The organism is Paenibacillus sp. W4I10 (assembly GCF_030816325.1).
Classification (GTDB): Bacteria; Bacillota; Bacilli; order Paenibacillales; family Paenibacillaceae; genus Paenibacillus; species Paenibacillus amylolyticus_B.
In genome coordinates this window covers 2,371,980-2,394,439 of the sequence record NZ_JAUSXX010000001.1, presented here as the reverse complement: position 1 = coordinate 2,394,439, position 22,460 = coordinate 2,371,980, and the positions used below count along the sequence as shown (strand labels likewise).

General features: G+C 45.0%; 16 protein-coding genes. 11 read left to right on the top strand and 5 right to left on the bottom strand.

Translation table 11 applies throughout. The features are described 5' to 3' along the window. Positions 1-5 precede the first annotated feature (5 nt). The 6 genes from QF049_RS10475 to QF049_RS10450 all read left to right on the top strand — a co-directional run bounded on the left by QF049_RS10475 (position 6) and on the right by QF049_RS10450 (position 9,348). A complete protein-coding gene (locus QF049_RS10475) occupies positions 6-2,249 on the top strand; it encodes a helix-turn-helix domain-containing protein (protein WP_307537194.1) in 2,244 nt (747 codons plus the stop codon). Between the two features lie 576 nt (positions 2,250-2,825). Further along, a complete protein-coding gene (locus tag QF049_RS10470; protein ID WP_307537192.1) occupies positions 2,826-4,427 on the top strand; it encodes an extracellular solute-binding protein in 1,602 nt (533 codons plus the stop codon). A 111-nt stretch (positions 4,428-4,538) separates the two neighbouring features. Continuing rightward, the gene (locus QF049_RS10465; RefSeq protein ID WP_307537190.1) at positions 4,539-5,441 is read left to right on the top strand and encodes an ABC transporter permease; all 903 of its coding nucleotides are present in this window, start codon (positions 4,539-4,541) and stop codon (positions 5,439-5,441) included. 38 nt (positions 5,442-5,479) lie between these two features. Beyond that, positions 5,480-6,352: a carbohydrate ABC transporter permease gene (locus tag QF049_RS10460; RefSeq protein WP_076249554.1), complete on the top strand. Its 873-nt coding sequence runs from the start codon at positions 5,480-5,482 to the stop codon at positions 6,350-6,352. A 22-nt stretch (positions 6,353-6,374) separates the two neighbouring features. Continuing rightward, a complete protein-coding gene (locus QF049_RS10455; protein WP_307537188.1) occupies positions 6,375-8,093 on the top strand; it encodes a hypothetical protein in 1,719 nt (572 codons plus the stop codon). A gap of 289 nt (positions 8,094-8,382) precedes the next feature. Beyond that, positions 8,383-9,348: a sugar phosphate isomerase/epimerase family protein gene (locus tag QF049_RS10450; RefSeq protein ID WP_307537185.1), complete on the top strand. Its 966-nt coding sequence runs from the start codon at positions 8,383-8,385 to the stop codon at positions 9,346-9,348. A gap of 133 nt (positions 9,349-9,481) precedes the next feature. Here QF049_RS10450 and QF049_RS10445 read toward each other — a convergent pair whose 3' ends face one another. The 4 genes from QF049_RS10445 to QF049_RS10430 all read right to left on the bottom strand — a co-directional run bounded on the left by QF049_RS10445 (position 9,482) and on the right by QF049_RS10430 (position 15,544). Beyond that, a complete protein-coding gene (locus QF049_RS10445; protein ID WP_307537183.1) occupies positions 9,482-10,117 on the bottom strand; it encodes a response regulator in 636 nt (211 codons plus the stop codon). After that, positions 10,117-12,246, bottom strand: coding sequence for a sensor histidine kinase (locus QF049_RS10440; RefSeq protein WP_307537181.1), 2,130 nt, complete (start codon positions 12,244-12,246; stop codon positions 10,117-10,119). Before QF049_RS10440 ends, QF049_RS10445 begins: the two co-directional genes overlap by 1 nt. 335 nt (positions 12,247-12,581) lie before the next feature. Further along, a complete protein-coding gene (locus tag QF049_RS10435) occupies positions 12,582-14,627 on the bottom strand; it encodes a serine hydrolase domain-containing protein (RefSeq protein ID WP_307537178.1) in 2,046 nt (681 codons plus the stop codon). Positions 14,628-14,959: 332 nt separating this feature from the next. Further along, positions 14,960-15,544: a P-loop nucleotide/nucleoside kinase family protein gene (locus QF049_RS10430; RefSeq protein WP_307537176.1), complete on the bottom strand. Its 585-nt coding sequence runs from the start codon at positions 15,542-15,544 to the stop codon at positions 14,960-14,962. A 248-nt stretch (positions 15,545-15,792) separates the two neighbouring features. Here QF049_RS10430 and QF049_RS10425 point away from each other — a divergent pair, with 248 nt between their 5' ends. Together QF049_RS10425 and QF049_RS10420 are read left to right on the top strand one after the other, a co-directional pair. Beyond that, the gene (locus tag QF049_RS10425; RefSeq protein WP_253434636.1) at positions 15,793-16,128 is read left to right on the top strand and encodes a PadR family transcriptional regulator; all 336 of its coding nucleotides are present in this window, start codon (positions 15,793-15,795) and stop codon (positions 16,126-16,128) included. After that, entirely contained in the window at positions 16,125-17,462 is a 1,338-nt protein-coding gene (locus tag QF049_RS10420) for an FtsW/RodA/SpoVE family cell cycle protein (RefSeq protein WP_307537174.1), read from the top strand. Before QF049_RS10425 ends, QF049_RS10420 begins: the two co-directional genes overlap by 4 nt. A gap of 43 nt (positions 17,463-17,505) precedes the next feature. On the opposite strand, the gene QF049_RS10415 is transcribed toward QF049_RS10420, so the two are convergent. After that, positions 17,506-19,323: an ABC transporter substrate-binding protein gene (locus QF049_RS10415; protein ID WP_307537172.1), complete on the bottom strand. Its 1,818-nt coding sequence runs from the start codon at positions 19,321-19,323 to the stop codon at positions 17,506-17,508. A 134-nt stretch (positions 19,324-19,457) separates the two neighbouring features. Here QF049_RS10415 and QF049_RS10410 point away from each other — a divergent pair, with 134 nt between their 5' ends. The 3 genes from QF049_RS10410 to yidC all read left to right on the top strand — a co-directional run bounded on the left by QF049_RS10410 (position 19,458) and on the right by yidC (position 22,347). Next, the gene (locus tag QF049_RS10410; protein WP_307537171.1) at positions 19,458-21,080 is read left to right on the top strand and encodes a DUF4153 domain-containing protein; all 1,623 of its coding nucleotides are present in this window, start codon (positions 19,458-19,460) and stop codon (positions 21,078-21,080) included. A gap of 92 nt (positions 21,081-21,172) precedes the next feature. After that, on the top strand, positions 21,173-21,523 hold the full coding sequence (locus QF049_RS10405) for a hypothetical protein (protein WP_307537169.1): 351 nt from the start codon (positions 21,173-21,175) through the stop codon (positions 21,521-21,523). After that, the gene (yidC, locus tag QF049_RS10400; protein WP_307537167.1) at positions 21,460-22,347 is read left to right on the top strand and encodes a membrane protein insertase YidC; all 888 of its coding nucleotides are present in this window, start codon (positions 21,460-21,462) and stop codon (positions 22,345-22,347) included. Before QF049_RS10405 ends, yidC begins: the two co-directional genes overlap by 64 nt. Positions 22,348-22,460 lie beyond the last annotated feature (113 nt).

The following is a 22,460-nucleotide window of genomic DNA, read 5'->3' as shown; positions in this document are numbered from 1 at the left end:
AGCCTATGAAAGTAAATCTGAAGCGGAATTGGCACACCAAGTTGATGTATTCGTATTTCCCCATTTTTCTGCTTACGATTTCCATTCTGATCTTTCTCTCCTTCCTGATTGTCAACGAACTCTCACGTAACGAAACGCAGAAAGCCGACATGATCTCCACCCGCTATATCGTGGATACACTGGAGCGCTCGCTAAGCGACATTGAACTTCGGTTGCTTGAAGACATTGGTGCAAACAAGACATATAGTCGCTTTCTGGAAGCTGGACAGGGACAATTATCGAGTCAGTTCATCTATGATGCGGCAAGTGGGTTGGGACGTATGCTGGATCAGCAGGATATGATTCAATCCATTTATCTCTATCGCATGTCCGATTCCCAGATACTTACGCCCAGAGGCATGATGCGTTTGGAAGATTTCGAAGATCGTGCCTATATTGAGCAAGCCTTGAAAGATCGGGAGAACCTCGGTTGGAACCTGCCACGTGATTATAAGGAACGTTCCTTTGACATACCTTCACAGGTGATTAGCATGAATAAGTGGCTTCCGTTACCGTGGGGTGGAGAAGGTCTGCTCGTTATCACCATTAACATGTATGCAGTCGAACGTCAGATTGATCATATGACCAATGAAAAGTTATCTGTACTTCAGGTTCGGGACAAGAGTGATAATCTGATCTATACGGCGCATCAAATGGACCCGTCAGCAGGTGAAATCCTTAATCGTGTGTCTGCGGACAAGCTAGGTCTGGTCTTCGAGAGTGGTATTCAATCCGGACAACTGTATTCATGGGTATCCCTTGTCTCTTATGTGTGGATCGGTATTGGATTATTAACGATCGTTGGTGCGGTGGCGGGATTAATCTACATTACTCGAAGAAATACACGCCCCATTCAGCTGATCATGAATCGAATTCAGGCGCTACAGCCACGTGCAGAGGAAGATGAAGCAGCTCCATCAGTCAAAGATGAACTGGCACTCATCGACCGTGCGCTGGAACATCTGATTGCTCAGACAGTTGACTATGAGAAACAGCATCATGAAAACCTGTTAATTCACCGCAGGCAATTGCTTGTTGATTTGATGGAAGGGGAGCGGATGGATTCATTCCGTCAGCGACTTCGCCATCTGCAACCGCTAGAGGAACGATTCATGGAACCGAAGAGTGTTGCCGTGCTCATTGCAGAGATGAATGGTGAGGATCTCTCAACCAATCAGAATATTCTGAAGATTGCGCTCATGAACGTAGTGGAAGAACTTGTGCAGAACGAGATGGAATTCGGTGGTTGGGCTGAATGGTTTGGGAATCGCAGACTTATTGTCGTGATTGCATCGGATGAACAGGAAGGACTGGATCGTGAATTGCTTATGGATCTGGCTAAACAGATGCATATGTGGATCGCGGAGCATTTCCGACTGCGGTTTACCTTTGGAATCGGACGAACCGTTTCAGGTTGGGAGGAAATTACACGATCGTATGCCAGTGCAGATGCTGGATTGCAGCATAGACTTACTCTTGGTAAAGATGCCATTGTTCTCAGTGAACAACTTCCGGATCGTATTGAGATGCAATCATACAAGTATTTGCAGATGCTAGCAGACTTTGTCCGTGAATTCAGACTAACCGGTGATGGGTGGCGAACGCAGCTGGATCAGATGTTTGTAGCGTTCGGCGAAGATCAGATTACAGATCACGATATTCGCATGCTGCTGCAGGCGTTAATCCAGATGTTGTCTCGTGAATTCGGGGAGCTGTCTGAGCGATTGCAAAGGCAGTTTTCCGAAGAAATCTTGACTCGCCTTCGCAGTGATATCCAGCAGGTGGAGACACTCGAGGGAATTCAGGAGATTTTGCAGGAATGGCTTAAAGAGGTCTATCGCAATTATGTTTCTGTGAATGAAACGAAAAGTCATCGCGCGATGATCAACGAGCTGCGGATCTATATTGAAGAGCATTTTGATGATCCGGATCTGTCGCTGAAACATCTGAGCGATCGGTTCCAAATCTCGGGCAAATATGCAAGTTATCTGTTCAAGGAAGAGTTTGAGATGAAGTTTGTTGATTTTCTGGTGAAACTGAGGGTCGATAAGGCCTGCCGTCTGTTGTCTGCATCCGATATGGCTGTTCAGGATATTGCTCTGCAAGTGGGTTATGCCAATGCCATCTCTTTCGGCAGAGTATTTAAACGGATTATGGGCGTGACACCAGGGGACTACCGCAAGCAGAGTGGAAAACAAGGGGATCAATAACTGAATTACATCCGAGTATCGGGTGAAATCCAATAATCTTAGAGATATCTATGAAATCTCCTGTATGAGGGAATAAGGTCTGTAACCTTATCGTCCTTTGCAGGAGATTTTTTACATGCGGGAAATACCATCGATACGTTGTTTGGTCAAGTGAAGTTTAATCTTCCGCCGAGGAATTAGTGCGTCGAATCGTTCTACACGTGTTGCTAAACAAGGAGATCACATAAGATGTGGTCTCTTTTTCTTTTTTTTGAAGAGAGATTCAATGGAAAAAAGATTATTGCAAGCTGGGTGATGCCAGATTGTATGTGAGAAATCAAAAGGAATACAACATAATGTGTTATTATAGTTAACACAAAAGGTGTGAAAATTGTATATTGTCAGGAAATATGTTTATATATCGCGGTATTTAACTTGAAAAACGTGAAAATTACATTTTGAAAATAGTTTATTGTCTAAATATCAGATTATATGTGATGATTAGTGACATTCACAGGTGCAACAAAATGGGATGAACAAAGTGGAGTGGCAATCATGTGAATCCATTCAGAGAGTGTGCGAAAGGGGAAAGGTCAAATGAGATTATTTCAAAGACGTAAGACAGGCAAGGCAAGTTCAATCCTCGCAGTGGTAACAGCATTCACTCTATTATTATCTGCATGTTCGTCAGGAAGCGAATCAACATCTTCATCAGGAGAGTCGGGTGCGGGGGAAAAAACGACTTTGAAAGTAGAAATCTTCGATCGGGGCAACACACCGGCGGGCTACACCATTTCGGACAGTTATCTGACTCGCTTCATTCAAGAGAAGTTTGGTGATCCAAACAACATCGATGTTCAGTTTGTTCCCGTACCACGCTCGGAGGAAGTACAGAAACTTAACGTTCTGATGGCGAGTGGCTCTGAAGTACCTGATATCGTCTTTACCTACGATTCGGGAACATTCAACCGATATGCAGAGCAAGGAGGTCTGACCGAACTTACGGATCTGATCAATCAAAGTGGTCCTAACCTGAAGAAGTTCCTCGGAGATGAAACGCTGGCCTACGGTCAATATGATGGTCAACAGTTTGCGGTTCCAGGTAAACGTCTTGTACTTGGCAAGTACGCATCCTATGTTCGTCAGGACTGGCTGGATGCACTCGGATTGCCTTCCCCTGAGACAGCTGAGGAGCTGCATACAACACTGAAGGCCTTTAAGGAAAAAGATCCGGGTAAGGTCGGCACAGGACTTATCCCGATGGGGATGTCGATTGCCTCGGCTCAATATGAACCCCTGATCTGGTCATTCATTGAACCGCTGACGGAAGAACAGAAATATACATTAACGCAGCAACTGGGTTCCAATGACTATCCAACGTTGTTGCCTGGTTTCAAGGACGCTCTGAAATATATGAACACACTATATAATGAAGGATTAATGAGCAAGGACTTTGGACTCGATAAAGACAAGAAAAAGCTGTGGGAAGATGTATCTAACGGCAAAGTTGGATTCTACACCGAGGATGCAGGGGAGATTTATATCTCCGGTACGTACAAAAACCTGCAAACCAATCAACCTGGTGCATTGATGACACCGATTGATGCATTCAAAAACTCCGAGGGCAAATTCGCCAAACCGGCATATGCACCCAATGCGATGTATGTCATGATTCCGAAATCGAGCAAAAATGCGGAAGCAGCGATGAAGTATCTGGATTGGATGGCTTCGGGCAACAACCTGTTCGATCTGCAATTCGGTGTTGAAAATGAGAACTATGAACTTGTGGATGGAGTACCACTGATTAAGGATGATGCTTCTCCTGAAATCGCAGGTCGTATCTATAATTCCGGTGACATTGCCATTATCGTCAATGGCAAATATGTTGGGGATGACAAGAAAAATGAAGAGGCTTATGTCGTACAGGTAGAGTCGAAGTATCGGGATGACATGCGCAAGTCGGTAGCAATCTCCAACACGGATACGATTCAACCGGTGCGTTTCTCCAAACCTATTGATGCAGAAGCGCGTTACGGTAACGGGCTGAAAGACAAGTTTATGGAATTCTTCGTGAAAACAACCATTTCCAAACCTGCTGATTTTGAAGCCACGTATGACAGCATGATGAAGGACTACATGGCGAGCGGTGGCCAAGCAATCCTGGATGAACGTACAGAAGCTTACAAAGCGATGAAATAAGTAGAGTAGAGATCACATCTAATGTGTATGACAACAAAGAACAGGGATTTCATTAGGGCGATGGCAACATCGTCTTGATGAAGAATCCTGAATGACATGGGGGGAAGGTTTATGAAAACAAGCATCTATTTCCGCAGAAACTGGCAACTATATGCGTTGCTCCTACTGCCCATGATCTACTTCATTATTTTCAAGTATGGGCCAATGTATGGCGTGCAGATTGCGTTCAAGGATTTTAACTTCTTTCAAGGGATCTCTGGTAGTGAGTGGATTGGCTTGGATGCATTCAGAGAAGTGTTTCAAAATCAGGGATTTTACACCGCATTACGCAACACGTTAGTGCTAAACATGCTGGATCTACTGGTTTCTTTCCCGGCGCCACTAATACTGGCCATCTTATTGTTTGAGCTGAAGAAGGCTTGGTTCAAAAAGTTGGCACAGACTTTACTGTACATTCCTCACTTTATTTCGTGGGTCATTATTGGAGGGATCGTACTTCAGGTATTCGGTACACAATCTGGCTTCATTAACAATATCTTAATGAGCATGGGATTTGATCCAATGCCATTCCTTTCAGACAAAAACTATTGGCTCTTCACGTATCTTGCGGTAGGCGTGTGGCAGAGTGCAGGCTGGGGAACGATTCTGTATCTGGCATCTCTGACAGGGATTAACCGGGAACTGTACGAAGCGGCAGAAGTGGATGGAGCAAGTCGGCTACGCAGAATCTGGCACATCTCCTTGCCAGGCATCAAAACGACAATTGTTACCTTATTGATCATCAATGTCGGCAACATGATCTCTATCGGCTTTGACCGACCGTTTATTATCGGTAACGTGGCTGTACGTGAATACTCGGATGTGCTCAGCACGTTTGTCTATCGTGTCGGTTTACAATCTGGTCAGGTTACGCTCGCAACAGCTGTAGGTTTGTTCCAGGCTTTAGTTGGACTTGTCTTCATACTCGGAGCAAATTATACGTCCAAGAAATTAACCGATGAGAGCATTATGTAGTGGATTGAATCACATATGATCTGTAAGGAGTGAGTGAGATGTCTGAAAACACGGCGAATCGAATATTCAACACGGTAAACGTCATTCTTATTATCATTACGATGGTGCTGTGTCTTGCACCATTCATTCATATTATTGCGATCTCGCTCAGCTCGAACCGGGCGATCGGTTCAGGAGAAGTTTCCTTTTTCCCAAAAGAGTTGTCCTTTGAGGCGTACACCAAAGTATTTGCAGATGGATCGATGATTCGTTCCCTGATCTATACCATTTGGCTGACCGTCCTGAGTACGGTGCTGAGCATGGTGATGACCATTGCAGCTGCTTATCCACTGGCGAAAAGTAATTTGAAGGGGCGCAAGTGGTTCATGCTTGTCATTGTGGTGACGATGTTCTTCAGTGGCGGCATTATTCCCGAGTATATTCTGATCAAAAATCTGCATCTACTCGACAGCACATGGGGACTTATTCTGCCTGGATTGATTAGTCCGTTCTATATGATCATTCTCATTACCTTCTTCCGAGGGATTCCCGAAAGTCTCGAAGAAGCAGCGGGCATTGATGGAAGCAGTCACTTCGGAACACTTATGCGTATTATTTTGCCGCTATCCCTTCCAGTTATGGCGACATTGAGCCTATTCTACGCGGTAGGGCGCTGGAATGGTTTCCAGGATGCACTCATGTATATTACCAAGCCTGAGCTATATCCTTTGCAATTGAAGTTGTATCAGATGATTCAGCAAAACCAGATTACAGAACTGATGCAGAACGAAGGCATTGGCGCCGTTCAGGTCCTGCCTGAGAGTCTGAAAGCAGCCAGCGTTATATTCTCAACGTTACCGATCCTTCTGGTGTATCCATGGTTGCAGCGGTACTTTATCAGTGGCGTAATGGTAGGTGCTGTAAAAGGATAACAGTCTCGGGAGGGCGTATGACATGACACAACGAATGGTAGAGAAGATGTCAAAAGAGCAGCAGTACCTTGTAAATCAGTCCATGTTGATGATGGATAGCTTCTATGATAAGGAATTGGATCTGCTTCGGAGTTTTGAAGAGGAGGATTCATCGCAGCACAGCACACGAGCTAGCGCACATTATGCGCTAGGGTTGTTGATTCGAAATGAGCCTGGTGATGTGGAACGCGCGATACGAGTGTTCCACAAAGTGCTCGATGTACAATATGACGCTCCGGATGAGATCTATCACGGAACCTTCGCGACCCGGCCAAATGATGCGCATCCACCAGCGGGTCACTATGCTTGGAAATCTTTTGCGCCAGGCACGGCCTATTTCTTGGAACGCACCTTTGAGAAGGTGTCTGCGCAGTTTATCCATAAACTACAGGAAGATGGATCTCTGCTTACAGAGACGGCAGATTCCAAACAACTGAAACGCCTGTTTCATTCGGCAGTGAATCAGGTCCTGCCACCGGTCTGGATCAGCTATGACCCCAACTGGCGCGAGTTTATCGCTTGTGTCTGTGTGGTCGTAACTGCCGAATTCTCCGAACTTATGCCAGATACACTCATGAAACGGATGGATCATGCAATGGAATTGGCTGTTCAAGGGTCAATAGAACGAAGGTTATCCGACGTAATCCCAATGAACACCAATATTGAGTTAATGCATATTTTCATCACCCACTACTACGGCCATCGCTTGAACCGAACAGAATGGATTCAGCATTCGGATGAACAGGCAGAGGGATTCATGAAGGAGTTTGAACAGTACGACGGTACATTCGCTGAATTCAATACAACAACGTATTACGGGGTGGATCTGTCCGTGCTTGGCATGTATCGAAAGTACGGACTCACGGAACGTTTGATCGAAATTGGACACCGGATTGAACATGGGCTGTGGCATAACATCGCGCTATATTATAATGCCAACCTGGAGAATCTCTCCGGCCCATTCTCTCGGGCGTACGACATGGAGATGCGAGAGCATAGTTCGATTGGTGTATTTATCTATCTCTTACTTGGAGAAGGGTATGAATATCTGGCAGGAATCAACTGTGAGTCAGGTCATGATCCACTGATTGCGCTTCTTGGGGTGGATGTGCCCGCAGAAGCCGTACCGTATTTCAAGGCTCATCAAGCGGATCGGCTTGTGCAGAAACAGTTCATGGAACTGTGTGAGCGCAATGACCCAACGTCCAATCGGAATTTGTGTACAGCCAAAGCTTGGATCGGTGAGGATCGGATGATCGGGGCCATGTCGGGAAGTGTGAATACGAATGGACAGATGCATCCAGCTACGATCCACTGGCAGACAGAGACGGGGGAGCGTTATTATCTTCGCTTGATCCGCCGTGAGGTAGGCGAGGATTGGAACAGTCATCTGCGCGGAGTAACGTTCGATGCGGATCTCACGCCAGATTCGTTAACCATTGATGTGGATCTGGATACGGCGGAAGAGATCGATGTTTATTTTGAAATCAGGGGGCCATCCCTTCGTCAGCAGGATATTACATCAGCGTTATGGCAGTTCCCTGGACTTACGTGTACCGTGAAGGCTGAAGCGCCTGAACCATCCGTATTAATGTATGTGAATCATGCGGAGATCATCTATCGTTATGTGCCTGGGAAAACTCCAAACAAGATGAGATTTGAATTGACTCTCCGTGAAAACAACGGTATGAGGAATAAATAGGTATATAAGATGAACTGAACATTTACACGAGAACGGAGAGTGCAGAACCGATCTGAAGAAGCGGAGCGTTCGCCTGAAAGCTTTCTGCAAGAAAGCTGCATCGGAAGCATAAGCTATCTCCGGATTTTTCCCTTTGGAGAAGGGGATCAAAAAAATCTGGAGATAACAGCGATCGGAAGATGGTACTGCAATTGGAGTGATCTAGTGTAAAGTTTATTGGTTCAACTTATATAGATAGAGATAAATGGAATATGAATGGGCGATAGAATGAGAGACAGGAGGACCAATAATGTATACGGACAAACAGGAATATTCGTTCTCAACATGTTGGAATATTAAACGTCATACGACCGGACAAGGCATGATCGAAGAGATCAAATCTCTTGGATTCAGACAGGTGGAATTGAATTATAATGTTACGGAAGAGATGCTGCAGACGATAGAGCCGATGATTGAACGGGGCGAGATCGGTGTATCCAGTGTGCATAATACATTCCCGCATGTGGCAGATCCCGATTACGGGACGGATTCCGTCCTGCTTGGGTTCGATGATGAGCCGCGCCGCAAACGGGCGATTGAACTGTTACTTCGCTCTGCCGAGTACGCACATCGTTATGGGGCCAAGGCTGTTGTTGTACATCCCGGTGAGGTTCCGTTTGAATACAACATAGATGAAGCGTTGAAAAAAATATACCGCGATCAGGGGCCGGACTCACCGGCATATCAATCTTTATGGCAAGAGATGCTGGAGAAACGGGAAGATGGTAGTGCACATTACCTGAGCCGGATTCAAGAAAGTCTGGAAGAGGTATGCGACTTGTCGGAGCAGCGGGGATACGGGGTGAATTTCGGCATTGAGACCCGTTCACGCTGTTATCAGATGCCGACTTTGCATGAAGCCGGAACGATTATTGGACAAATGAAGGGCGCGCCGCTTGGTCTCTGGTACGATATTGGTCACGGCATGATGATGGATCGAATGGGGCTGTACGATAATGTACGTGAGGCTAACGCGTTGATTGATCACGTGGTTGGCGTGCATATTCATGAAACCGTCGGGTTGGCAGATCATTGGTGTCCATACATTCATAGTAAAGACATGACCTTCTTTGATTCATTTTTGGATATCATTGATCGTTCGCCAGTGAAAGTATATGAGCTGAAAGCCGCGTGCACACCGGAGGAGATCGATGAGAGTCATGGATTGATTACAGCTCGTATTGCTGAACGTCATGCGACGCGTCAGCACGGATAAGGAGCACACGCATCAAGCATGAATGCCCCTATAGGAAAGTAATTAACAAATAGAGCGGTTAAGAACAAACCTCAGGTTGCATTACAAGGGTGTTCTGCCGCTCTTTTGTTGTTCTTTTAAAGGGTGAATGTTTTTAGCGTTTCTCAGGGAGTGTTACGTCACCGAGAATACCTGCCTGATAGCCTTTGACTACAGCCCCGATTCTGGATTTAACACCAAATTTCTGTGTAATAGACGTGATATGATACTCCACTGTACGTTGGCTGATCGCCAGATCCTGTGCAATTTCCTTATTGGTCATCTCCAGTGCAATACGGTTAAGCACTTCGCGTTCTGTTGCAGTGAGTGATTCCTCCAGATTAGAGGATAACATGGTCTCTGGAACAAGCACATGACCCAACATACTTTGGTGAATGGCGTTGATAATCTGTCCATACGTTGCTTGTTTTGACAAGTAGGCATGGACGCCCAGATCATAAGCTTTTAACTGGAATTCATGATAGTTGTATCCAGATAGCAATATAATTTTGACGGATAACCCGTATTGATCTTTCAATCTTCTCACAACCTCGAACCCATCAAGCTGGGGCATGCGGATATCCATAACGACAACATCTGGTCGCAACGCCTCTACTTCGGATAAGAAAAGCAATGGATCGCTGAATGTCTTCAGTACCTGTATACCGGGTTCGCGGTTCAAGCGGTTGTTGAGACCTTCCATGACCAGGGGGTGATCATCAAGCAATACAACTGTAAGGGGTTCGCTCATTATTCAGTAGTTCCTTTCGTTAGAGGCAAACGAATGTTGATTGAGGTTCCTTTGCCAAGGCTGGAATGTATGGTGAATTCTCCACCGAGATGTTGAATGCTGCTTTGTATGGATATCAAACCGAAGTGCCCTGTTGCAGTAGCAAATGTGGTATGAACGTTGAACCCCAAGCCGTCATCCTCTACTTGGAGAATCAAGTCATTATCCCTTCTGTGTATCTGAATGGAGCAAAAGGACGCTTGTGCGTGCTTCATCACATTCATAATGAGTTCGCGGACCGTCCGAAAGACGGTGGACTTTAGAGGTTCGTGCTTCAACTCTTCAGAGAGGGCGTTGTAGTTTAATTCCATTCTGATACCACTTTGTATTTGAAGTGTACGGATGAGCCATTGCAACGCTTCCTCAAGATCACTTCGATCCATAATATGAGGGTAGAGATCATCACACAATTGGCGTATATCTCTCTGGGAAGCATACAGGCACTCTAGCCAAACAGCCGTTTGATCCTTATGCGTCTCTCCGGTATCGTGTAATTCCTCCAAATCACGAGACAGGAAAATCAGGTTTTGAAGCAGTTGATCATGAAGGAAATAAGAGGTTTTCATACGCTCTGCCTGTTGGGCTTCCATCATAATATCATTGAACTGCCGATGGCGGCATATCTGGTGTTCATGAAGATCTGTCTGGTCTACACGGTATTCATATCGCTTCTGCAGATCAGATAAGAGTTTGCCATTGACGAGCATTCGAATCGCTTCCAGCCTGCCTTTATCAATGATATCCTGCTCTTCTGCTGAAAAAAGGGTGCGATTTTCTTTGTGACCAATGCCTAGAAATCCTGTCATCTCCGTCGTTGGTTCACCTGAAAGCTCCCAAACCTGCGCCAAGTCATATTTCTGTCGTAAAACTTCAATATCCAACGCCTCGTTATCCATATTCTGAATGGAAGCAAAAACCCCTGTACCTTCCTGAGAATATCTGTGCTTATTCTCAATCCATATGACAATTACGCCTTCAATATCCAGCATCTTGTGGAACATCTCGGCAAACACGTGAATCATGTCCCGCATGTTTTGCTGCTCAGCCATTCGCACAGTCAACCGCAGTTGCTGGTGTTCCAACCAGTCTTTGTTAAGTTTGTTTTTCTTGCGTGAGCGGGTGAGCATGTACTGATACACCCAAGTAATCAGCAAAAACGAGACAAACAGTAAGCTGATATGAATTAACGAATGCAGGCGAGAAGCAGCCAGAAACAGTAAAAATACGATTAAAGCATATAGTCCATGAATCATCAATCTTGGCATAACCAGTTTGAGATCAAGCATGCTCCGTTGTACAAGTACATAAGTGAACATCCATGATAAAGGAAGAAATCCAATTAATGTGTACTCTACAGGCAATAATGGTTCACCTTGAAGCAGGGTTGGAATAGCAAAACAGATGATGAAGGGAATCAGGCTAAAAATAATTCCTGTTAACATGAGCAATAGCTGGTTCTGCTCCTTGCGATTGTAGCTTTTACGATTAACCCATGTCATCCAGATTAAGATCAGAAGGGTTGCACAAAGAATAAAGTTAAGCAGATTGGTTGGACCAGACGGCGCAACAGGAGTACTGACGGTGGTAATGCCTTGATTGATCTGAACATCGGTCATCATCCACTGCTTGATGTACAGAAATACTAGGCCTGCAGAATAAGCAAATGCAATACCTCTGCTGATGAATAGTAACCACCGGAAACGATGCAGGCGGGTACGGAATACAAAAGACACATAAAAAGCAGTTAGACAGTAAGGTAACCATGCCGCACAAAAGGCCAAAATATAATTGGATATAGGCAACTGGGAAGTGTATATCGTCAGTATACATATGGCCATGGACAGGTTAAGGAGGTAGAACAGATGCATCACTCGTGAACCGGGTTGGCTAAACAAGGCATAGGTTCCGGTCAGCAACAGCAATAATTCCACAATGGATGAGAAGCCGATGTTGAACCATTCACGTGGTCCGGGCTTCATTGTATGTTCGGATGTCTGACCGCGAAAATTCTCAACGCCGATGGTGTAGGCTTCAGTCACTAAGAATACGCCTTTTTGATGGAGTAACCGGACTTCTCTCTTGGGTGCCAAGGAGATAACGGTGTCACCCGATCTAATTCCGGATGTAAAAGCTAACCCTTGCGGATCTACATCATGTACTGCCCAAGAATTGGAGGCATTTGGTGTCAACGAAAGTCCGATATAAGGATTTGAAAATGAAGAGATATGGATATATGTGGCTGTCAGTATAAAGCACAACATCGTGACAAACCAAACAGAACTAAATTTATATGTGGTGACTCTATGTAATGAATTTCTTAATCCCATGCGAGTAATCATCCGTTCTTATAAAATGCATCATTGGTAAAATGAAGTGGAAAACAAGCCATGTAGCAATGACATGGCTTGCCGAGCATCACTCTATGTTAATGTAGCAGAGTGCCTAACATTTTGTACATCAAAACTGATGATTCCTGCCTGAGCATAGGCTGCTTTGATCTATAATCCACAGCACCGGTGCTGGATACGGATACTTCAGGACCGTAGAGACCTAGAGCAACCACAAACTGGACACCTTCTTCAGCCCAAAGATTCTGTGAGCCGATGAGTTCGGCAGTTACGGCAGGTGCGCCAAGTAGTTGCTGTGCCGTTCTCGATATGATCACCGCCGCCTCTTGCCTTGTTATGGCTTGGTCAGGATGGAACAATCCACGGGTATTACCTTGCACGATACCCAGTTCAAGAGCGGTTTGAATGTAGGCGGCATAGGGACTTGATTGGGTATCTTTAAATTTTGGTGATTGAGCTGAAATGGACATTCCGCTTATGCCCACGACCTGTGCTACAAACTCCCCACGACTAACAGGCTTCCCTGGTTCAAATAGGGATTGATCCTGTGGATACAGGCCAATCTGTGTTAAGCGATAGATGTACGGAGCATAGGGATGGTCTTCTGGCACATCTTCATAAGGCTTGGCTTCTGGCAATTTCTCGGACCAGCTATCTGACTTGTTGTAATAGAAATACGTGATTTCACCTGACTGATTTTTTTTGAAACCAGCAAGCTTACCGTCCTCATCCATGAACAACATGTCCTTAACGGGTGTTAAAGTGTGAGTGCCATAAGCATCTATAACCTGAAGACCTTTCTCTGTTGCTGAAATATCATATAACCATGCAGGCAGACGGATATCTCGATATAGTCCCTCGTAGGAACGGAGTGAAGACTTGGGTACGCTATAATCACTATAATGCGTCTTGTTGTTTGGATAAAAATGATCCATAAATGCTTGAAAAAGCGCTTCTCGCACATCTGGTCCATCACTGTTGGAGACGATAAATAGTCCGGTCATCTCGTTAGGCAAGAGCCATAGATTGGAGTGGAAGCCCGCAAGATCGCCTGCTTTACTCACGACTTTCCGTCCATGATTATATTGCGAATAGGTGGATTCGAATCCGTAACCTGTGCCGGGTATATCAGGGTGTATGGAGACATCCAACGTTTGCATGTCCTGGACGGATGCCGGTTCGAGTATACGTGCACCCTGGGACGAACCTTGATTGAGCTGCGCAAGCATAAAATGAGACATATCCCGTCCAGTCGTAATTAATCCGCCCTCAGGTGAGCTATCCGGTACATTGGGATATTGCGGTAATGCCTGCCCTTCAGCGCCATAAGGAGTTGCGAGTTTACTGAGCGAGTCTTTGCTTAGTGTAAAATGGCTATCCGACATACCGAGTGGCTGGAAAATATGCTGTTGTACATAAGTCTCAAACGGAAGTTTGGACTGTTTCTGAACAATGTAGCCCAAGAGTGCATAGCCGTAGTTGTCGTAACGGAAAACTTCTCCTGGCGTGCGGACAACGGACGGTTGGTGGTCTTTGACGAATTGCTCAAGCGGATAAGAACTTCCCAGCTCCCTGTCTGTAGCTGCTGCATCTGTGAAATCAAACCCGCTGGTGTGGGTCATCAGATGTTCCGATGTTAACGCTGTTCCGGTATGGTTGGTCAGATCAAGACCATCTGTGTATGCGCTGATATCCTGATCAAGCTTTACGTTACCTTGCTCGGCCAATTGCATAATAGCGGTTGCTGTCAGCGTTTTGGAGATGGAGGCTACACGGAACAGGGTGGAGTCGGCATCGACGGGGATTTGTTTTTCCACATTGGCATAACCATATCCTTTATTCAACACAATCTGTTGATCGTGAACAACGGTGACTACCGCACCTTTCAGAGCAGACTTCACTTCAGGTTGGGCGAAGAATTGATTGATGAACGATTCCGTTTCCTGAGGGCTTACCTGAGGAAGAGGGAGACTGCTTTCAGCCGATACACTGGTTATTGTGGTGAAACTCAGAGATGCAACCAGGAGGATGTTGGCTACGGCACGTTTCCAATTAGGATTCGATTTGTAGCTGTGTTGTTGTTGTTTTTGTCGAGTTGGACATGTTGCTACGTGAGATTTCATGAAATTCTCCTTTGAGTTGAGATATGTTGGCTATCTACATTTAAGTACATCTATAATCTATCAGTTCAAATGTAATGGCGATTCCGTAGTACGCACTTATTACGGCAGGACTTCCGCAAACCTTTTTGCGTGATCCCGCAATCGCAGAGGGTGAATAGCGAGTTGCGAATGATCTTGAACATATGAAAAGATGATCTTGAATATATGAAAAAGAGGTATTTGTCATGATGGACCCAACGGGGGTCTCAACAAATACCTCTTTTTGTTTCGTCTTTTTATTTTCCATGTGAAGCGAACTAGTGCAAAGGAATTGTGATGTGAATTTTATAAAGCTACTCGTACATCCGTCGTTCAAGTTCGGCATAGGCAATCGCAGGATCATCATTGGAATTGTCAATATAAGCGACGGATGAAGCAGGGAGCGGCCAGGCTACTTCTTTACGGACGAGAGAAGCTGTGAAGGCATCCCAGTTTGCGAGTTTCCATTCATCCAATGGAGATTGTCTTGCTGTGATCCGTTTGTGATACAACGCTTCATTCTCAAGATAAATATAGGCCACACGCACATCCGTATCTTCCAGGGTATGTCCAATTCGTGCAAGTTCCTGAGCAATCCAATCCGGGGTACCGATTTCTTTGGTAAATGGCCCCACAACGATCGTATCGATACCCAACTGAACGTTATCCAGAGCGGCGTCCATCGTAATGCGGTACCCAAGATCACGGCACAACCTTTTGTATTCAGGCGAATCTCGGTCGGATGGATCAAGTCCCTGAAGGGTCATGATCGCCTCAGCCGCGGGACGAAGCAGAATATCCATATCAAAGAAAGCCGCTTTATGTTTACGGGAAAGGGCTTTGGCAAGGGTGGTCTTGCCACTTCCGGCCCCGCCGAGAAAGAAAATTAGTTTGCTCATGAATGTAATGCCTCCTTTAATTGTATTGAAAAAATAGTATATGTAATTGAAAAATACACGAATATATAGATTCGTCATTAAAGTTCGTGAATGAAAGGACTTGTTTATTTTAACATAAATAAAGAAGCATGTTAGCTAGACAGAAAAGGAAGGATAAGGTAATATCATACCTAGTTGTTCTATGCATAGGTTTACGATGTATATGATCAGAAAAGATTTAAAAGTATGAAAAGGAAGGAGTGAGCGCGTTGCAGGTTAACAAACAAATGATTAAAGGCAGTACCGAAACATTGATTCTGACCCTGCTTCAGGAACGACCGTTGTACGGTTATGAATTAATTAAGGAATTACATCGTCAATCTGAGGGTGTGTTTAATCTGAAAGAGGGCACGTTATATCCTATTTTGCATGCCATGGAGATTGAAGGATGGGTAGAGTCTTACTGGATGGAGGTTGAAGGCCGTAAACGTAAATATTATTCGATTCGTGACAAGGGCATGGAGGCCTTAGAAAGTAAAAAAGCGGAGTGGAATTTGTTCCGTAGAGCTGTGGATCGGGTGCTTGGGGAAGGAGGCCTGACATGACGAATCGAGATGAACGAATTCAGCATTATCTTGATCACATGTGTGTTCAGGTTAAAGCTCGCGAAGTACATAACGACCTGCGTGATGAGTTGGGAAACCACATGGAAGAGATCATTTTGGACAAAGAACAAGAAGGTTATACAGAGGAAGAAGCAATTGCATATGCCATTGAACAGATGGGTGATCCTGCAGTAATAGGCAAAAGCATGCACCGATTGCATCGCCATCGAATACATTGGGGTCTGTTAACGGGACTTTCCAGTTTGCTAATCATAAGTCTGCTGCTGACGTGGATTTATACGACAAATATCTCAGTTGAAACCTTTCAGTTCTTGTATAAAAGTCATTTGATCTACACTATTTTTGGTTTAGTACTGATGGTGTTTTTGATGTATTTTGATTATCGAAAATGGAAAAAAGCTGCTTGGTGGATCTATATTTTGTTAAGTGGTATGTTGTGGATTAATCCGTTGGTATCACCGTTTGATTATGGTGTGCAACGGTTCTGGAGCATATTTGGGTTAACCATTGATCTCACGACGATATCCATGTGGGTATTGCCCCTCGCCATAGGTGCGATTATGCTGGATAAGCTGCGTACTAAGTGTGACGTACAATCCATCTCAACTTATATTCTTCTTGTGGCTTTGCCGTCTTTTAGCCTGTTACAAGCTTCAGATTGGGTACGATTGTTTCCATTCGGAACGGCAACTATTATCTTGTTTGCCTGGATTACACGAAAATGGCTTTATACGTTTGTAGGTGCTGCAATTGCGGGACTTGTCACTATGATGCAATTGTTTTTGAGTGGTGAGTACAGGCGGTTTGAGAGACTCACTGCCGTGTTTAATCCCCAAAATGACCCGCTAGGAAATGGTAGCTATAACCAATCAATTATGAGTATTCTTCATTCCGCCGGATGGTGGGGAAACGGTTTTGACACGTCTTTTGACCACTTTAAAGGATTTTATATGGACTATCCCGGTGTAATGCTTATTGATGTATTTGGTTGGCTAGCAGGCATAGTGCTGTTGCTTGGAATCGTATGGTTTCTTGCTAGTATGCTGAAAATGCTACCTCGTGTACTCGATGAATTTGGTCGTATGATCGTGTTCAGTATTACAATGATGTTTGTATTGCAAATGCTTTACTCGCTGGCGATGACTACCGGAAAGGTTCCGATTGTTAGCGTTACATTCCCTTTTATTGGATTTGGTTCTCATCTGATCTTAGAATACGCCATGATGGGTTTACTGCTTGGAGTATATCGACGTAAAGATACCATTTCATTAAGAAGCCAACCGAGACAGCCGATCAGGACCATATCAAAATAAAATAGACACGTGATCGGATGGTATAAGTAATATAATACGATGTTTAATCAAACGGATGTGCTCGTGCGTCAGACGGAAACCAGATATGACGCAGGTTCACCCAGCCCTGGCTGTTAAAAGATAGACCACGCACGGAAGGCAGATAAGCCGTCTCTACCGGTTTTTCGGATAAATGGAACAGTAAATTCTGACCGACCAAGAATTGTTCAATTCGGTCTAATTCAGAAGTTCGATCTGCTGCAATCGGAGAAGCAATAATGGTTTGCAACATCTCATGTATTGTTATCCGAGCAGAATCTTCCAGATGCTCAGATAACGTGGAGTAGAGATCATACCTGCGCAGTTCTTCGTCCCTGTCCCGAATCAAAGAAAAGAGAATCAGATCAGATTCCAGCCGCAGATCTCCTTTGAACTGCTCCATTGTGCCTGTGCGGACGGTGCAGGAGTAACCGCACTGTTCCAATATAGATGCCAAATGTCGGGCATCCCTACGGTATTGTGGAATGGTTGCGATATGCAGGGAGACGGGACTGGAGGATACGGAACTTATCGATATATGGCTAAATCCCTCCGAGTGGACCTGGACTTTCTTAGTATTCACCGCACTAAAATCAGTCTCCACGACCTCAGAGTCATCTGCATGTTGTTCATCTCTATACATTCCAGCAAGACATGACTGAAGGTGTGCTCTTACTTCCGGATCGTTTAACGGTCCGGCTTTTTGCGTATTACATGTGAGTAATTTATGAACCATCACACCTGCACTAATCTGAGTCCAATCTGCACCCGTAGACGAAGACGGATTATGAACAAGATGGAAGAACGGAGTTTCGATATCTTGACTATCATCCATTTTGGCCGAGGCACTCCACGGAATTTGCAGGATATCTACCCGGTCCATATGTGCTCTACCCTGAAAATACGATGAAAAGGCTTCAAGTCTGCATAAGTGATCATCCCAGGCAGTGACCTTGAACGGTCCCGTCCCAACAGGTTTTTGCATTCCATTCGGATCACCCGCATGATTCATCTTCTGATCGTGTGTTCCCGGTGAGGGTATAATCGCCGCACGACTTGTTGTCAGGAAGGATAAAAACAATTCATGAGGATCTTTAAGCTGGAAACACACGGTTAAGGAATCGACCGCTTCGATAGATAGAATCTGTTTACTTACATCACGGTACAGTGTCCGGCGATCTGTAGATTGCAGCCGTTCAAACGTATGTACAATATCATGGGCCGTCAACAACTGACCATCGTGAAATGTAATACCTTTTCGCAAATAAAAGATCCAAGTCTTTCGGTCTGCACTGACATCCCAGGTATGAGCGAGACATGGGAGAATCTCTCCCTGTTCACCCCGCTGAACCAACCCGTCAAAGACATGGCTGGTAACAAAGGATTCAGCTAATAGATTAATGTACAGCGGATCAAGCGCATGAAGCTGTTGGCGCAGGGGCAACCGAAGCGTATCAATCTGCTCATTATTGGTGCCGGCTTCCGTATGATGTCCTGAATACCCAAGCAACCACTGGTTTAGATGATCCTGCATGATTGTTGAACTGGAGAATGCGCTCACCTGCTCGGCAGCTTCCTGCAACTCCCGGCGATTCATGGCCTGCATCATATATTCTGCGGCGATTTGATCAGCCGGGACAAGCAAAGTCAGTGAAGAACGCCGACCCCGGCCACGCTGGGAAACCCAACTAATCCAGTCATGGGCAACCATCTTTTTGACAATCGTTAACGTATTGCGGTGCGTACAATTTAGCAACTCAGCGAGATCGGCGAGTGTAAGTTCATGTTCTGTATGGTGGCCGTAATGACGATGCAACAGCAGATATTGCTGATGTAATTTCAAGTGTTGATTCCCTCCTGGAGGTGAACTCTGACGTACTCTTCTAAAATAAGAAGTTTTGTCGATTTTAATTTCTATTTATATTCCTATTTTATCATCTAGAATATAGCATAGAAAGGTTAATGGAGGTTTTTCCCATGATTGATAAACTAATGGCTTCACCGCAACGCGCTTTAATCACGCTACTGTCTGCATGGATGCTGGCGATCATTCACCAGTATTTATTCTATGGTAATGAGATTGGCGTATCGTATCCTATCTTTGTAATTCTCTTTTATGTGTTCATGTATCTGTTTGCACGGGACCGCATGAGGTCTTTCAAGTTCATTGATGCTTTTGTGGCGGCTGTAGTGCTATTGTTGTCGCTAACGTTCCTGTTATACGACAATGAACTGCTGTATGTTCTTAATTTTCTGGTTATACCTGGCGTAGTTATCTTACATATGACGTATCTGATGGGCAGAAAACAGAAGCAGTGGTGGGAGATCGGTTTGATTGGTACGGCTATTGACCACTTGCTGCCTCAAGCCATACGTCATTGGGGGACTATTGCTGCCATTGCTGTGAGAGCAGGCGGGCGTGGCATGGGCAAATCCCAAAAAACAGTTGTTTTCAAAGTACTCATTGGTCTTGTGGCGTCCTTGCCTATCCTCATTGTAGTCGTCGCATTACTGTCCTCCGCTGACGGGGTCTTTGATCAGTATTTAGCCGGTTTTCCGGAGTGGCTGAATCAATTGGCTTTTACTCCAGGGATACCGAGAATCATCTGGATTGTCATCGCAGGTGTATTGCTGTTTGGTTATGTATGGGGATTTGTACAGCCAATGCAATATGAGGCAGAGAAGAGAGAGAACGCACATTGGAAAAATGGAGCAGTATCCACGGTTGATAAGCGTGATCACACCTATATATTCTCTCCTGTGGACCCGGCCACTGAAGGTAAGGAGGTTACAAATAAGATTGTACCCGAGCCCGAACGCACTCCGGTTCATCGAGAACCATTCAGATTGGACCCCATCATTGTAGGCACGATGCTGATTGTCATTAACTGTGTGTACGTTTTGTTTGTACTTGTACAGTTTTCGTATCTGTTTGGTGCAGGAGAGGGACATCTTCCGGTAGATCTGTCTTACGCAGACTATGCGAGAAGTGGATTCGCAGAGTTAATTCTTGTCACAGGTATTAACTTCTTTATTCTTATTGTTGCTTTGCAGTATACCCGTTCGAGTGGCAAAGCGGGTTCCATCGTGCATCAGGTACTGCTCCTAATTCTGGTCAGTTGTTCAGCAATTATGTTGTATTCCGCGTTTATGCGCCTAAATCTTTATGAGCAGGCATATGGATATACGTACATCCGCTTCCTGGTACACGCATTCATGATCTTCCTCGCACTCCTGTTGCTGATTGCTGGTCTTCGTATACGGTACACATCCATACCGCTGATCCGCTGGTATATTGTGCTTGCGCTCACTGCATATGTTGCTGTCAACTATGTGGGCATGGATAAACGGATTGCCGAGCTGAATATTGAACGTTATCATCAGACTGGCAATATTGATGCAACCTATTTGGCGAGTCTATCGGCAGATGCAGTTCCGTTACTTCGTGAGTTTGCTCTGGAGGAGTATCCTGATCTCAAGAGGGAAATGCTGGAACGTCAAGCATATCTGGATATGGATACATCAGATCGTTCCTGGCCTTCTTATAACGTGGCGAGACACCGAGCTGAGCTAGAAATGTCCAAATTGAGAACGGAATAGCTGAATAGTAGTTGTTTTCACGTACGGATTTATGCAAAAACAATATGTAAGTGTTATAATATAAAAACTAACCTATAAAGGGGGTGAATCCCTTGTTTGAACTGCAGGAGTTATTACCATATTTATTCTCGATTGGACTCATCTTCACCGTCAGTTATGCCTATATTGCCCATCTTCATTGTGGCATGACAGAGTACTGGATGGAAGGTGGCGCCGGTGGTGGACTTGAACCTGTACTTCCCGCCCTGTGTTTGGACAGACAGCACAGACAGGAAGACTGGAGCCGCATGATTAGACGAAGAGAAGCGCCCGATGAAGATGAACCAGATTGTCATTCCTCGTTGAACAATTGGTCAACAAATCAACGAGGAGGATATATATGGAACATAAGACCAACAAGGGATTCACTTTTACTTCGGGCAAGGGACGGATCTATGGCCTGATTGTCATTTTGTTTGCAGTCATGCTGCTTGCCGGATGCAGCAACAACGTGTCGGAGATTACTTCATCGACACCGGGATTTTTTAATCACTACATTGTATTTCCACTGTCGTATCTGATTCAGCATATTGCCACGATATTTAACGGAAGCTACGGGGTCGCGATTATCGTGATTACGCTGGTCATTCGTTTAGCACTGTTGCCATTGATGATGCGTCAAGCCAAGTCCCAGCAGGGAACACGAGTCATCATGAACGCCATGAAACCCGAGATGGATGCGCTCAAGAAAAAATATGAAGGCAAAAATGACCCTGCTGATAAGCAAAAGTTGTCTCAGGAAACGATGGAGCTATACAAGAAACATAAGTTTAATCCGCTGAACATTGGTTGCTTGCCGATGCTCATTCAGCTGCCTATACTTTCAGGAATTTACACAGCCATCCGACTTACACCGGAGTTGTCCTCCCACTCGTTCCTGTGGTTCAAACTGGGAGCGCCGGACTATGTACTCGCTGTGGTGGTCGCGGTCATATATCTGATTCAAGCCAAGGTATCACAAGCCAATATGGCGCCTGAGCAGCGAAAACAGTTCGCCATTATGGGATATCTTTCCCCATTGATGATGGCATTCTTTTCTCTTACAGCTCCGGCAGCGATGCCGCTCTACTGGACAGTTGGGGGTTCGTTCCTGGTACTACAGACATTATTGTTCCGCAAAATGTACCCGGTGGAACACCCACAGGAGCCTGTGGTTGTGGAAGTGAGTCAGAAAAAGAATAAAAAATCTACCTCTTCCAAACCTTCTCGGAAACCTGCAAAGTCGTAGGGGATGATATGGGCGTAATCACAGCATCGTGAATATATTTAGTAATGAACGTGTTATACGTAGCAAAAGCCTAAGAAAGAAGCCGATCCTTTAGGATTTGGCTTCTTTTTTGC